At 40.4% G+C, this 14,627-nt stretch carries 13 protein-coding genes (1 of these 13 only partly in view); 1 reads left to right on the top strand and 12 read right to left on the bottom strand.

Going from position 1 to position 14,627, the window contains the following annotated elements; translation table 11 throughout:
* From R6U77_RS04170 to R6U77_RS04185, 4 genes are all read right to left on the bottom strand, one after another.
* Positions 1-2,877, bottom strand: partial view of a GAF domain-containing sensor histidine kinase gene (locus R6U77_RS04170; RefSeq protein WP_319837553.1) — the 5' portion only. It extends 348 nt beyond the left edge of the window; only the first 2,877 of its 3,225 coding nucleotides appear in the window; it begins with the start codon at positions 2,875-2,877; its stop codon lies beyond the left edge, outside the window.
* Between the two features lie 99 nt (positions 2,878-2,976).
* On the bottom strand, positions 2,977-3,939 hold the full coding sequence (locus R6U77_RS04175) for a putative zinc-binding metallopeptidase (protein ID WP_319837554.1): 963 nt from the start codon (positions 3,937-3,939) through the stop codon (positions 2,977-2,979).
* 226 nt (positions 3,940-4,165) lie between these two features.
* Entirely contained in the window at positions 4,166-4,933 is a 768-nt protein-coding gene (locus tag R6U77_RS04180) for a TPM domain-containing protein (protein WP_319837555.1), read from the bottom strand.
* 1 nt (position 4,934) lies between these two features.
* Positions 4,935-5,504: a LemA family protein gene (locus R6U77_RS04185; protein WP_319837556.1), complete on the bottom strand. Its 570-nt coding sequence runs from the start codon at positions 5,502-5,504 to the stop codon at positions 4,935-4,937.
* A 211-nt stretch (positions 5,505-5,715) separates the two neighbouring features.
* Between R6U77_RS04185 and R6U77_RS04190 the strand changes: the two genes are divergently transcribed.
* Positions 5,716-7,041 carry an IS3 family transposase gene (locus R6U77_RS04190; RefSeq protein WP_319836349.1) on the top strand — a complete coding sequence of 442 codons (1,326 nt, stop codon included), beginning with the start codon at positions 5,716-5,718 and terminating at the stop codon, positions 7,039-7,041.
* 67 nt (positions 7,042-7,108) lie between these two features.
* On the opposite strand, the gene lysS is transcribed toward R6U77_RS04190, so the two are convergent.
* From lysS to R6U77_RS04230, 8 genes are all read right to left on the bottom strand, one after another.
* Positions 7,109-8,641 carry a lysine--tRNA ligase gene (gene lysS, locus R6U77_RS04195; protein ID WP_319837557.1) on the bottom strand — a complete coding sequence of 511 codons (1,533 nt, stop codon included), beginning with the start codon at positions 8,639-8,641 and terminating at the stop codon, positions 7,109-7,111.
* A 269-nt stretch (positions 8,642-8,910) separates the two neighbouring features.
* Positions 8,911-9,924, bottom strand: coding sequence for a tRNA dihydrouridine synthase DusB (dusB, locus tag R6U77_RS04200; RefSeq protein ID WP_319837558.1), 1,014 nt, complete (start codon positions 9,922-9,924; stop codon positions 8,911-8,913).
* A 69-nt stretch (positions 9,925-9,993) separates the two neighbouring features.
* Positions 9,994-10,494: a 2-amino-4-hydroxy-6-hydroxymethyldihydropteridine diphosphokinase gene (folK, locus tag R6U77_RS04205; protein ID WP_319837559.1), complete on the bottom strand. Its 501-nt coding sequence runs from the start codon at positions 10,492-10,494 to the stop codon at positions 9,994-9,996.
* Positions 10,487-10,858, bottom strand: a complete 372-nt coding sequence (folB, locus tag R6U77_RS04210) for a dihydroneopterin aldolase (RefSeq protein WP_293929574.1) — start codon at positions 10,856-10,858, stop codon at positions 10,487-10,489. Before folB ends, folK begins: the two co-directional genes overlap by 8 nt.
* Positions 10,858-11,709 (bottom strand): dihydropteroate synthase, encoded by an 852-nt coding sequence (folP, locus tag R6U77_RS04215; protein ID WP_319837560.1) that lies wholly within the window; start codon positions 11,707-11,709, stop codon positions 10,858-10,860. The genes folB and folP overlap by 1 nt, the downstream gene beginning before the upstream one ends.
* Positions 11,703-12,560: an aminodeoxychorismate lyase gene (gene pabC / locus R6U77_RS04220; RefSeq protein WP_319837561.1), complete on the bottom strand. Its 858-nt coding sequence runs from the start codon at positions 12,558-12,560 to the stop codon at positions 11,703-11,705. The genes folP and pabC overlap by 7 nt, the downstream gene beginning before the upstream one ends.
* Positions 12,561-12,564: 4 nt before the next feature.
* Entirely contained in the window at positions 12,565-13,140 is a 576-nt protein-coding gene (gene pabA / locus R6U77_RS04225; RefSeq protein WP_319837562.1) for an aminodeoxychorismate/anthranilate synthase component II, read from the bottom strand.
* Entirely contained in the window at positions 13,137-14,543 is a 1,407-nt protein-coding gene (locus R6U77_RS04230) for an anthranilate synthase component I family protein (protein WP_319837563.1), read from the bottom strand. The genes pabA and R6U77_RS04230 overlap by 4 nt, the downstream gene beginning before the upstream one ends.
* Positions 14,544-14,627 lie beyond the last annotated feature (84 nt).

Consider the following 14,627-nt stretch of genomic DNA (forward strand, 5'->3'; position numbering starts at 1 on the left):
TACACCCATATTGTGTGCTGTCTCTTCAATTAATGTATATAATGCTTTTTCGACATCATAATATTTATCCTCTTTCAACATATGCACAGAATTACGAATCTCGCTTAAACTATGGCGCACAAGGTCTTGCGCATCAATCAAGCGCTTCACTGCCGCCTCTATATCCTTCGCTAGCAACCTGCGCCCCGCTTCAATTTGTAAAATGGTGGATGTTAATGTATGCCCAACAATATCATGGATTTCCTGGGCAATTCGGTTACGCTCTGCATAAACAGACATTTCAGCTAAAGCCTCCGATGTCATCTTCATCGACTTTTGTAAGCTTTCTGTCCGTTCTTCCACTTGCTGCTCTAAATTTCTCGTTAAATATTGAATATCTGAATAAAGTCGTGCATTGGTAATCGAAATCGCACACTGTGAACAAAGCAATTTTAACATGTCCAGCCTCTCCTCTGTAAACACGCTCTCCAGCATATTGTTTTCCATATATAAAATAGAAATCAGCTTATTCTGGTGCGTGATCGGAAGGCACAAAACAGACTTTAAATGTCGATGTCGGATATAAGCATTTTGAGTAAAGCCGCTATTCATCACATTATGAAAAACGACTTCCTGCCTCATACGAATGGTGTAATCAATAACTGTAATTGGCAATAGTTCACTAGCTTCTTGTAGCGACACAGACTGTACGATTAATTTTTCTGCCGTACCATGTGCTTCCACAAACCAGCTGCCCCCATGCTCCAGCAATAAAGCACCGTATTCTGCTCCCGCATTTTGCAGCATAATATGCAATAACTTATGAAGTAGTTGCTCAATTTCAATTTCCTCAGATAAAGCTTGAGCAGAGGAAACAATTGATAAGTAATCCTCATGCTCTAAATCCGTTGTTTTTTTTAACAATAAGTGACCATACTGCAACTCAAGCGCATCTGCCTTCGCATCTGCCCCCCATTGCTTATAAGCCATATATGCTTCATTCATATACACCTTCGCCTGCATTTGCTTACCCGATTGAATGCTGTACTTCGCAAAGCATTCAGAAATAATGCCGACATCGTGGACATAGCCATAACGAGCTGCTGTATTCACTGCTTCCTCATATATCTCTCCCACTTTGTCAGGTGTTTGACCTAACATCTTTTTATATTCCGCCTGTGCCAACAAATATTTATGCAAATAATTCTCAGGGCTATGCCTCGCCAAATATTGTAACTTCTTGACATAACGCTTCGTTTCTTGCCTCAAGCTCACTTGCCTGGTTAGCTCTGCATCAGCAAACAGTTCCTTCACAATCAGCACATAGTAATAATAATTGTGCATATTCGAAAATCCGCGCTTATCATGTGCATTGTCAATCCTAATGCTTTCTACAATTTTTTCATATGCACTTTCATAATCACCGAATAAATAAGCAATAATATACTCATACCATAAAGACACCTCATATAAATAGGAGCCTTCATAATGTCCGCTAACCTCTGGATGTTCAGAAATAAATGGGTCATTTGCTGCGCTATAGCCTGTTAATCTTGTTAGCAATGAGGACATCGCCTTTGCATATTGCCACGGCAATGTATCACTTGATTTACCGAATACAGTGCTTCGTGACAACAAATGTGCGTATAAATCTTTTAATGGATAACTAAAATTAAACATCAGCCCTAAATTCACTAAAAAACTATAGTTGGTTTGCCATTTATTGTTAGACAAAACCCCATGTTGATTGGCGTAATCTGTTATAGATAAAAGGAAATTAGGCTCATATTTTCTCCAGCTATCTTGACTTAGCATAATAATTGTATTAATTTGCATCGTCATTTCTAAATTGTCCTTCACTAGCTCACTAGCAAACTTGCTATAAGCATATGCCGATTCATTGTCAAAAGCGAGTGTACTTTGAATTAAGGCATAACTAGCAAATCCATAGGCGGATTCATCTGTTATACCTTCGTCCCATGTTATTTCAAGCAACATGACAACCGTTGCAAACCATCCTTCTCTATTTGATACAAAACAAGCATTTGCCACATAGACTAAGATACGTGCAGCCAGCTTCATTCGCTTATTCTGCATTAATGGGAATTTTCTTGATGGCTTCTTACCTAATCTCCTACTTATACGAAACCAATAATAATACTCCTTGACTCTGCTATTCTCCAGCTTAATAGGCAATCGCAATAAAGCGAGTGCCTCTTTCCCTAATTCCAACACCTGATCATAACGATCTTGATAAAGCTCTAGCTGTATGAGCAAAAGATATACTTGTGCTTTGTCAATAGCTGCTTGCGCTTGTAAAAGCAGGACTTGGCACAGACTCCTTGCTATATCATAATCCTCATTTGTTAAAGCTAACTCCACACGAAATTGATAAATGGCATAAACGAGCTCATAGTACTGTTGCCAATGCTCTTCTAACAGTAAGTCCATTGCATGTTGCAAATAATAGATAGCATCAGCCGTCTCCTCTTTTGCAGCCTGAAAATTCAATTCAATTAACTCTAGCTGTCTTCCCTCTTCAATAAAATGCTGTTGCACCTGATTAAAATGCCATACAACTCTAACTATCGGCTCACCTTCATATAGCAAAATCCGACCAACCTTCAAATGAAGCTGTTCTCGCTCTTGTTCGCTTACACGCTGCTCAAACACTTGCCGAATATCTTCATGTTGGAAAGCATATTGCTCATTCGATAGACGATAAATTAATTGATGGTTAATTGCCACCTGTAAAGATTCTTGTAACTGCTGCAATGTATAACCAGTCATCTCAGCAAGTAGCTGTAATTTGAATTGACGCCCTAAAAAAGCTGCCTGTGTAAGCAATTGCGCTGTCGGATTATTCACATACTTAATGAAATACTCATCTTTTAACATCAGGCTCACCCACTTTATTCAAAAATTTTTGCTACGCGAAATTACATATGAAGGAGATACTTCGAACTCAATCGTCCCCCCCTCTTATCATCTACTGATTTACTCAACCGCACGCACTAACCATGTCGCCGCCCGTGTTAAAATTTGTGCACGCAACTCAACAAAATATTCGTACTCATAGAAGAAAGCAATTTTTTCAGCTGCTAACGTATCGAGTTCTGTTGGCTGTGGTGTTAACACAAAATGGGCAAAAGATTCCGCAAAGTCTTCCACAACGGAGCTTGAGGCATAGCCAGACACATAATCATCCTCATACTCACTTGCTGGGTTCCAAAATTGTTGATAAAAGTCAGTTAAGTATGCATCCTCATAAAAACAGCCTTCCTCCTCAATTAATACATCCTCACAAGCGTTTAGCTCCACCCAAATATTTTGCTCGCCATCCTTCAAAGATAAATAATGGGCGTATTCATGGATATATGTAATCATCGTTTCGGAGGCTAACTCGATATTTTCCTTATTCATACCGAGCGTCCAATACTGTCCACTATCATCGTGTTGATTGACATAAGCTAATGTATCACCACTCTCAAAGACGATAAATTGATTAATACCCTCACGCTCTGGCTCTGGGATAAGCCATGCAAAATCAAACCAAAGCTCCGCATGATAATCCATTTCTTCATCTGTCACATCATCCTCTGTGAAAATCATTTCTTTCTCGTTGTCTATTTCATAAATAAAAAGGTCATGCGTACCTTCTAAATCCGTTGCAATGGCTTCCTCCACCGTTAACGACCCATACTCCTCCTCTAACAAATAAACAAGCTCATCTCCACGAGCTACACAGGAATTATAGTCATTACATTCCATCGGCAACGCACATGTATCTTCCTCCGCAATATAAATCTCACCAGCTAGACAACTACTATTTGTCACTTCTTCAACCATTGCATTTGTTTCAATAATCATTTCGGTCTCTGTTTCTTCCGATAACTCACTACAGCCAGCAATGATGAAAAATAAGCTACATACCCAAAATGTAAGTTTTAACACCCTCACCCTATTCCGCTCCTTTTATTCATTATTATACTATTAATTATGACAAGGCTTAGCTTGAATCAACAACTCTTTTCTATGACAAGCAATCGCAGAAGCAATGTTCTCGTAGATTGAAATACTTTTTCCGCATCCATCCCACTATTTATCGAGGGTAGACTTCTGTTGAATCAAATTAAAAAATCAACGTTATCGAAAAAAGTTTTTCAATAACGCTGACTTCGTGTCTCTAAAAGTTTCGGTCAGAGCCGCCACCCGATGAACTACCACCACCACCCGAAAAGCTGTCACTTGAATCATCGCTAACAAAGAAATGCCATATACTCCTTTTTGGCTTATATCCAAACAATCGTAAAATGCCCTCCAAAATCAATAAGAAAAAACTAAGTATGCTCCCTATGATGACAAGAAGCACAAATGAAGAACCGATAGGATCTTCTGAAAAATCATTTGCCAAATCTCTTTTCATAAATTCCATAAACGATAACGACAATCCATCATAATCAATGCCTTCTTCTATTCGAATAGCATCCACTACTTCTGAAAAAGCAGTCGTATAGTCACCATTGGTCAAATAAGGCATCATATAATCATCAAGCAATCGCCCCGTCTTCCCATCAGGATAGTCTCCCTCTAAGCCTTGTCCAATTGCAATTCTTACTACATTATTTCCTTCACCCTGATCGGTTGTCGCAAAAATTAACATGCCATTATTGATATCCCTTTGACCAATTCCCCATTGGCGAATAACTTGTACCCCATAGTCAACATTTGTCATATCACCGATTGTAGGAACCGTTAAAATAAACAACTGCATTTTGTTTTGCTCATTCAGCATTTCCGCCACTTTATTTAACTCTTGTTCAACCTCATCATCGATGACATTTTGATAATCAAAAACAAACCCTGAGGTCGTTGGACGCTCTGGAATTAAGGCGAATGCATTGAATGGTAGCGTTACAAATAGTATAAATACAAACAGCAACCACCTTTTCATTCTACTCACCTCCAAAATCTACAGTTGGCACTTGGCTCGTATCCCCATCTACTTCAAAATATGATTTTCGTTCAAAGCCAAACATCCCTGCAATCATACTGCTTGGGAATGTGCGAATCTCACTATTAAAGCTTTGCACAGCATTGTTATAATCTTGGCGCGCAACAGCTAAGCGATTTTCGGTGCCTGCTAGCTCATCCATTAACTGCGTAAACTGCTGGTTGGCTTTTAAATCTGGATAACTTTCTACAATAACAAGCAATCGCCCTAAAGCACTTGTCAATTCATCACTTGCCGCAGCTTGTTCCTCCACCGTTGCGGCATCCCCGTACTTTGCTCGTGCATCTGCAAGATGTGTGAAAATCTGTTCTTCATGCGCCATATACCCTTTTGTTGCTTCAATTAAATTTGGAATTAAATCAAAGCGGCGTTGCAGTTGATTATCAATTTGTGCCCAAGAAGATTCCATTGCCTCTTCTTTTTGGACAAAACCATTATATTTGATTACAAACCATCCTATTGCGAGCAGCACAATACCTACTACAATCAAAATTACCTTGTTTCCCTTCATATATGCCCACCATCATTTCTTTTATTTTCAATGTAACAAAGAGGGAAATAGGTCAATAGTGACTGGTGTCATTTTTTTGTCATATGACAAAAAATAAGGTTGACTGAAAATAATATGGTACCTGTGGAGTGGACACTTGAAAAAGAGTGTGCACTTCACAGGTATTTTTTATATACTTGATTCTCAAGCAACTAAAGGACGGACAACAACGATGAGTAAACAATTATTTTCACCAAAACAGATGGAACAACTACAACAGAATCCACATGTAGTCAAAGTAACCGAACGAACAATTACGTACGCAGATACATTTAAAAGCCAATTTATCGATGAGTATTTGGCTGGTAAAACACCAAGACAGATCTTTAGCGAATATGGCTTTGATATCGAAGTGCTCGGGATGAAGCGTGTTGAACAAGCTTCTTCACGTTGGCGAAAAGCGTATGATCAAAATGGATTAATTGGTCTGACAGATACGCGAAAAACGAGCTCAGGCAGACCGTTACAGCGTGAATTAACCATGACAGAAATGGTAGAAAGACAAGCGGCTCGTATTGAATTATTAGAAGGACAAATCGAGCTACTAAAAAAGCTCGAAGTGACCGAAAGGAGGCTGCTCAGCGACAGTCAAAAACAAAGCGCACGTAAAGTATTTCAACTCATTGCAGATACGCTTAAGCAGTTTCCATTTAAACGCATGGTGACGTATTTTTGTACGCTTTTAAACGTCTCTCGTTCAGGCTATTATCGCTTTTTAGAGACAGAAGAAGCACGAGCTGTAAAGGAAAAACGAGATGAAGAAGCACGCGACCAGATCTTAAAAGCCTTTAAGCGTCGTGGTTATAAGAAAGGTTCACGCTCGATTAAAATGACGCTTGAACAAGATTTTGATCTCGTCATGAACCGAAAGAAAATCCAGCGTATTATGCGTAAATATGGCGTCGTTTGCCCACATCGTAAACCGAATCCCTATAAACAAATGGCGAAAGCAACGAAAGAACATCGCGTGGTGCCGAATTTATTAAACCGTGAATTCAAACAAGGTGTGGCAGGTAAAGTATTACTAACAGACATCAGCTATATTCCATACAACGGAACGATGGCTTATTTATCGACCATAAAAGACGGCTCAACGAATGAAATTTTAGCGTATCATGTATCAGACCGTATTACGCTAGGTATCGCCACAACAACGGTGAAAAAACTCTTCCGTAATAAACGTGTAAAGCTCCAGCCAGATGCTTTCATCCACTCCGATCAAGGTGTTCATTATACAAGCCCTAAATTCCAAAAGCTTTTAAAGCACTACAAACTTGGTCAATCGATGTCACGTCGAGGTAACTGTTGGGATAATGCCCCACAAGAATCCTTCTTCGGACACTTAAAAGACGAGGTTGATTTCAGCATGGCCAAAACGTTAGACGAGGTACGTGCTAAAATCGATCACTACATGGTCTACTACAATAATTATCGCTATCAATGGAACCTAAAAAAGATGGCTCCTGTACAATACAGAAACCATCTCTTGGCAGCCTAAACCCTTTTTTACATTTGTCCTTGACTAAGGGACCATATTAAAAGTTATTTCTCAGTCAACCTTATTTTTATTTTGTAATATGACGCATCGTAGGGAATAATAAAATATCGCGAATCGATGGTGAATTTGTTAATAGCATTACTAGACGGTCAATACCGATGCCTAGACCACCTGTTGGCGGCATGCCGTATTCTAGTGCTTCAATGAAGTCATTGTCCATTTCGTGTGCTTCATCGTTACCTGCTGCTTTTTCAGCCATTTGTGCTTCAAAACGCTCGCGTTGGTCGATTGGGTCGTTTAACTCCGTGAAGGCATTGGCATGCTCACGACGCACGATGAATAATTCAAAACGGTCTGTGAAACGCTCATCCTCTGGATTTTTCTTCGCCAATGGTGAGATTTCCACTGGATGACCTGTGATGAATGTTGGTTGTACTAATGTTTCTTCTACTTTTTGCTCAAAGAATTCGTTAATAATATGACCAACTTCATGTGTATCTTTAATTTCCACGCCATGCTCCGCTGCATATGTGCGTGCTTGTTCAACTGTCATTGGCTGCCAGAAGTCTACACCTGTGGCCTCTTTGACTGCATCTACCATGTGCATACGTTTCCAGCCTACAGCTAAATCAATTGTATCTTCGCCATATTGAATTGTTGTTGTGCCTAAAACTTCTTGCGCTACATGGGCGATTAAGTTTTCTGTTAAATCCATAATATCTTTATAATCTGCATATGCTTCATATAATTCAATCATTGTGAACTCTGGGTTGTGACGTGTTGAAATTCCTTCATTACGGAATACGCGCCCGATTTCGTATACTTTCTCTAAGCCACCTACGATTAAACGTTTTAAATGTAGCTCGATTGCGATACGCATGTATAGCTCCATATCAAGTGCATTATGGTGTGTAATAAACGGACGAGCCGCTGCACCACCAGCAATTGTATGTAGCATTGGTGTTTCTACTTCTAAATAGCCGTTGTTATCTAAATAGTTGCGGATAGCACGGATAATTTTAGAGCGTGCTATAAATGTTTCCTTGCTCTCTGCATTCGTCATTAAGTCTAAATAGCGCTGACGGTAGCGTTGCTCAACATCCTGTAAGCCGTGGAATTTCTCTGGCATTGGGCGTAGTGCCTTCGTTAAAAATGTGAATTCTGTCGCTTTAACAGAAAGCTCACCTACCTGTGTGCGGAACACGTTACCTGTCACACCTACGATATCGCCAAGGTCTGCTTTGTTGAATAATTCGTATGCTTCATCGCCAACCGCATCTTTACGTACGTATATTTGAATTTGGCCGCCTAAGTCTTGAATATGTGCGAAGCCCGCTTTTCCTTTGCCACGCTTTGTCATAATGCGTCCTGCAATCGTTACGCTTTTTGGCTCTGCCTCTAATTGCTCTTTATCAAAAGCATCAAATTCTGTTACTACTTCACTTGATAAATGCGTGCGCTCAAAACGGCTACCGAATGGGTCAAGACCGCCTTCACGAATATCCGTCATTTTTTGGCGTCTCACCAAAAGTTGGTCGTTTAATTCTTCTATATTTGACACGTTATTCACTCCTATAGTTGATTGGTCTGCTTTGTCCATATTTTATTATTGTACACAATTTCGTGGGTGGAATCATCTTTTTTAGACTTTTCCAAGCAGAAATATCGACTGTGCCATTTTATTGTCAAAATTGAGAATTTGGCATATTTAAGCTATTTGAGCGTTTCCGATGGTTATTTGATCACTTTTCATGCTTAATTGAGCACTTCGACATATTATTTGCGCATTTTCGAACATTATCAGCATGTTTACCCAATTTTAAATGCTTAAAAGCTGCTAAGGATATACTCTCAGCAGCTTACTGTCATTTACACGATTTCTTCTAATAGCTCATCATATTCAGCCACGAAACCATTCAACAGCATATATAGCTCCGTCTTCGTTTCGGCTTGGTTGATGGCGTTGCGGATTTTGCCGTTGCCACGAATGCCTTTTAAATACCATGAGGCATGGTTGCGCATTTCACGCACAGCGATTTTTTCACCTTTTAGTTGCATTAAACGCTCGAAATGTAATAAGCATACATCGATTTTCTCACGTATAGATGGCTCGTCTTTGAGCTCACCTGTTTCTAAATATTGCACTGTTCTGTAAATCATCCATGGGTTACCTAGTGCCGCACGTCCAATCATTACAGCATCAACACCTGTCGTTTCAAGCATGCGTTTGGCATCTTGAGGTGTTTCGACATCACCATTACCTAATACAGGAATATTAACATTTTGCTTTACATCGCGAATAATATCCCAGTTTGCCTTGCCCTCATACATTTGTACACGTGTGCGACCATGTACAGCAACCGCTGCTGCACCTGCACGCTCTATTGCTTGCGCATTTTCAACCGCAAAAATATGCTCGTCATCCCAGCCAATACGCATCTTTACGGATACAGGCTTTTTCACAGCATCAACGACAGCTGCCACCATTTCGTACACTTTATTTGGATCTAAAAGCAGGCGCGCACCTGCCTCACATTTAATAATTTTATTGACAGGGCAGCCCATATTAATATCGATAATATCAGCCGTTGTATTTTCCTCTACATATTTTGCAGCTGCGACTAAATTTTCCTTATCGCCGCCGAAAATTTGTAGAGATAACGGATTTTCGCGTTCATCAATATAAAGCATGTCTAATGTTTTAGTGTTACGTTGGACGATTCCTTTATCGCTAATCATTTCTGCATAAACTAAGCCTGCACCAAATTCTTTCACCGTTAAACGGAAAGCCGAGTTGCAAATTCCAGCCATCGGGGCTAATACGACGCGATTGTCCATGACGATGTCTGCAATTTGAAACGGCTTTTGCTGTGCGTTATTCACTGTTGATATGCCTCCTTTTGTTTGTAATGAAAGCTAACAACCGGTAGTAACTGGTTGTTAGCTTTTACTTTATCTATAGAAATCCTCTGCTCTCTGCCACAAAGTAATACCTTCTTGCTGTAAATTCAACTTAGCTAGTGTATCATGAGCTTGCGTCATTTGACCACTTTCAAAACCTTCGCTAATTTCGACTAAAGGTACTAACACAAAGGCACGCTCATACATGCGTGGATGCGGCACAACCAGTCGCTCTGTTTCAATTTGCTCTTTATTGAATAGTAAAATATCAAGATCGATAATACGTGGGCCCCATCGAATATCCCGCACTCGCCCAAGCTCATTTTCAATCGCTTGACAAATGTTAAGCGTTTCCTCCGCCGTTTTGTCGGTTTTGATATGTACAGCAATATTAAAAAATGAAGGCTGATCAATATAGCCAACTGGCGCTGTTTCATAAACAGCTGATACATTCACTACTTCCACCTGCTGTCGTAATAATTGTACAGCCTGCTTTAAATTTTCTTCACGCTCGCCGATATTTGTACCAATCGATAAAAATATATCATTCATAAAATTTACCTCGCACAATTTCTACTGCTACCTCTTTATAATGCCCTGGAATTGGTGGGTCTGGCTTGATAATTTCTACGCGGCAACCAAAAATTTGCCCTTCGTAGCGCTTTAAAACCGTTGTCGCAACCGCTTCAGCAACCGCTTCGATTAATTTAAATGGCTTGCCTTCAATAATTTCCCGGCAAATATCATAAACACCAACATAGCTCACCGTATCGTCTAAATCATCTGTCTGTCCTGCTTTTTGAATATCGACTGCTAAGGATACAGAGGCGCGGAAACGTTGTCCTAGCACATTTTCTTCCTTTAAAACGCCATGGTAGCCAAAAAATTGCATATCACGTAAATGTATATAATCCATTATAAATCTCCCTTCACTTCGAATTTGCCAACTAGTGCGTCCATCACCTTCACTGTACGTGCCACTTCTTTGACATCATGTACACGCATCATATGACAGCCTTTTTGTACGCCAAATGCACAAGTAGCAGCAGTGCCTTCCACACGCTCCTCTACAGGTAAATCAAGGATAGCTCCAATCATACGCTTACGTGATGTCGCTAGTAACACAGGGTAACCAAATGCAACAAGTTCATCTAAGCGTTGCATTGTTTCAATGCTTTGCTGTAGATTTTTTACGAAGCCAATACCCGGATCTAATACGATATGCTGCTGTGGTACACCTGCTTCTGTGGCAATTTGAATGCTTTCTTGCAAATCTTGCTGAAACTCTGCCCAATAATCAGCATAGTTTTCATTATCACGATTGTGCATTAAAATGATTGGCACATTGTATTCAGCTGCAACTTGCGCAATTTCAGGCTCCCTTTTTGCACCCCAAATATCATTAATCATCTGTGCACCTGCTTCAATTGCTGCACGTGCTACATTTGCTTTATACGTATCGACAGAAAGTATTGCAGGTACTTCCTTCGCTAATGCACGAATAATCGGTACAACTCGTTCAATCTCTTCCTGCTCGGAAATGGGCGTATGCCCCGGTCTTGTGGATTCTCCACCAATATCGATAATTTTTGCTCCGTCTGCTACCAAGCGTTTTGCTTGCACAACAGCTGCATCAATCGAATTATATTTACCGCCATCTGAAAACGAGTCGGGCGTAACATTTAAAATACCCATAATGATTGTTTCTTTATGAAAATCTAGTTCGATGCCATTTAAAATAAGCGGCACCTGATAATGTTCTAGCATGTTTTGCCTCCTACAATTTCGCGAATTTCAGCTATATATGCTTGATGCAGGCGCTGGTAGATAGCCCCGTCTGCACCTGCAAAGGATTTTTGTCCAAGTGATGAAATTGGCACAAGCTCCTGAACAGAGTTCGTAATAAAGCATTCTTGTGCTTCCGCAAGATCATATTGATCATATAGACCTTCTCGAACCTCACAGCCTAATTCTTGTGCAATGACCATAACAATTTTGCGTGTAATGCCCGGCAATATACCTGTATTTAAAGATGGTGTATAAAGCACATCTCGCTTCACCCAAAAGATATTTGATGTAATTCCTTCTGCAAGATACCCATCTTCAGTTAAGAAAAACCCTTCATAGCTCGCTAAATTAGGTAATTCCATACGCGCTAACACATTGTTACCATAATGATGGCTTTTTGAACGGATATCTGTTTCTGGCTTGTTGCGCACCGTTTTTAATAGCACTGCTTGCTTTTCTGTACCACGCGCAGGCAATGAAAGCGGCTTGCGGAAAACAATGACATTTGGCTTCTGGTATTCGTTTGGTGCAAGACCCAAATCATGCACACCTGCCGATACGTTAATGCGAAAATAGCCATCATCGCCACCATTTAAATCATTTAGCTGTTGCATCACTTCCGCTAGGTCACTCAATGTATATGGCATATCAATGTGATAAATATTAAGCGATTCCATTAAACGTTGAAAGTGGTCCTGCAAGAATGCTGGCTCACCTTTATATGTACGCATCGTTTCGAAAAAGCCTAAGCCGTATAAAAAGCCATGGTCAAACGGCGATACCATCAGTTCACTAGCTTCTATATATTGCCCATTCATCCAACAAATCATCATGTCACTCCTTGCAATATAGTTCTAAAAACTCTTTTAGTAGCTGCTTACCATCCTCCGTCATAATTGACTCTGGATGATATTGCACACCTTCAATGGCGAATTCCTTATGGCGCAAGCCCATAATTTCGCCTTCCTCTGTCCATGATGTCACCTCTAGGCAATCTGGCAATGAATGCTTCTCTACAATTAGTGAGTGATAGCGTGTTGCTGCAAATGGGTTAGCATTTTTGCGATGTAAGCCGATTTCGCTATGAAAAACAGGTGATGTTTTTCCATGCATTAAGCGCTCTGCTCGAATAACATTACCGCCAAAGGCTTGCGCAATCGCTTGATGCCCTAAGCAAACACCTAAAATCGGAACCTTTCCAGCAAAGTGCTGAATAATGTTCAAGCTTTCTCCCGCTTCATTTGGTGTGCATGGTCCTGGAGAGATGACAATCATTTTTGGTGCTAGCTCTTCAATTTCTGCAAGCGTAATGTCATCGTTGCGCACAACCTTTAGCTCCTCACCAAGCTCACCTAAATATTGCACTAAGTTATAAATAAATGAATCGTAGTTATCAATCATTAAAATCATGTTAACACCCCTTCAGCCATCCCTTTTGCTTGCCACATTGCCTTCGCCTTATTCAGTGATTCGATATATTCGTTCGCTGGAATTGAATCAATAACGATACCTGCGCCCGCTTGAATATACGCTGTTTCATTTTTAATATAAGCTGTACGAATAACAATATTTAGCTCCATATCGCCATTAAAGCCTAACCAGCCGATGGAGCCTGTATATAAGCCACGTCTCACAGGCTCAAGCTCTTCGATAATTTCCATCGTACGAATTTTTGGTGCACCTGTAATCGTACCTCCTGGGAACATCGCACGAATGACATCTGCATTCGTCTTGCCATTCGCTATTTCGCCACGTACATTCGACACAATATGCATGACATGTGAATAGCGCTCTATGACCATAAATTCATCTACCTCTACAGTACCGTAGCGGCTCACTTTCCCTAAATCATTGCGCTCTAAATCAACGAGCATGACATGCTCCGCTCGCTCTTTTTCGTTATCAATTAATTCATTCGCTAGACGAATATCCTCTTCCTCTGATTGCCCACGTGGACGTGTTCCCGCAATCGGACGTGTCGATAGGGCTGTCCCTTTACGCTTCACTAACAATTCAGGTGAACCGCTTACAACAGCAAACTCTGGTGCTGCAATAAATGCCATATACGGGGAAGGATTAAATGAACGAACTGCCTCATACATCACGATTGGTGCTGCATGCAATGGCTTCGCCTGACGCACAGATAAATTCACTTGGAACACATCGCCTTGTGCGATATATTCTTGAATTTTGCGCACAGCTTGCTCAAATTCCTCACCTAAAAATGATACAGATAGCTCGCTTTCATCATTCGTTACTTCTACCGCTCTTTCTGCATGGAATAAACGCTTGCCTAATCCTTGTTCCGCTGCCTCCTGCCATGCCAACGACCATTCATCTAAGTCGATTGTGCTTTCAGGGCGCTTCATCAATGTTACACGGTTTGTTTCCGCATCAAATACTGCCCAATATTCAAACACATAAAAATAAATATCTGGTACTTGTAAATCATCTGCTGCAATCGTTGGTAAGTTTTCGATTTTACGTGCGTAGTCATACGACACAAAGCCGATTGCTCCACCTTGAAAATCAGGTAGCTCGTCCTCTTTTTCTAGCTTATAGGCTTGTAAATAGCTTTCTAATAAGGCAAGTGGCTCACCTTGCTGAAAACGCTCACCCTCGCGCTCCTCTATTTGCAGCCCATCGTTTTTCGCATAAACAGTTGCAAACGGATTCCATGCAGCAACCGAATAGCGTCCGCCTCGTCCACTCTCTAAAAACACATGCTTTTTCTCTAAAATTGTTTGCTCTTTATAGCTATAAAAAAACGCGTCTTTTGTCATAAATAATGTTACGCATTGTAAATTTTCCATCGTGTACACCCCTTTACATATACTCTTATTAAACTCGAAAAACATAGCAACTGTCCAGAAAGGAATTGCTTTCTGGACAGTTCA

It is taken from the genome of Lysinibacillus louembei, from assembly GCF_033880585.1.
In the GTDB taxonomy this organism is placed as follows: Bacteria; Bacillota; Bacilli; order Bacillales_A; family Planococcaceae; genus Metasolibacillus; species Metasolibacillus louembei.

Bases quoted from the DNA above. Each gene is read 5' to 3' on its own strand.
- folK (WP_319837559.1), bottom strand. From the start codon at position 10,494: ATGAATGATATATTTTTATCGATTGGTACAAATATCGGCGAGCGTGAA.
- R6U77_RS04230 (WP_319837563.1), bottom strand. From the start codon at position 14,543: ATGGAAAATTTACAATGCGTAACATTATTTATGACAAAAGACGCGTTT.
- R6U77_RS04190 (WP_319836349.1), top strand. From the start codon at position 5,716: ATGAGTAAACAATTATTTTCACCAAAACAGATGGAACAACTACAACAG.
- lysS (WP_319837557.1), bottom strand. From the start codon at position 8,641: ATGGACAAAGCAGACCAATCAACTATAGGAGTGAATAACGTGTCAAAT.
- R6U77_RS04185 (WP_319837556.1), bottom strand. From the start codon at position 5,504: ATGAAGGGAAACAAGGTAATTTTGATTGTAGTAGGTATTGTGCTGCTC.
- pabA (WP_319837562.1), bottom strand. From the start codon at position 13,140: ATGATTTTAATGATTGATAACTACGATTCATTTATTTATAACTTAGTG.
- folB (WP_293929574.1), bottom strand. From the start codon at position 10,858: ATGGATTATATACATTTACGTGATATGCAATTTTTTGGCTACCATGGC.
- pabC (WP_319837561.1), bottom strand. From the start codon at position 12,560: ATGATTTGTTGGATGAATGGGCAATATATAGAAGCTAGTGAACTGATG.
- folP (WP_319837560.1), bottom strand. From the start codon at position 11,709: ATGCTAGAACATTATCAGGTGCCGCTTATTTTAAATGGCATCGAACTA.
- R6U77_RS04180 (WP_319837555.1), bottom strand. From the start codon at position 4,933: ATGAAAAGGTGGTTGCTGTTTGTATTTATACTATTTGTAACGCTACCA.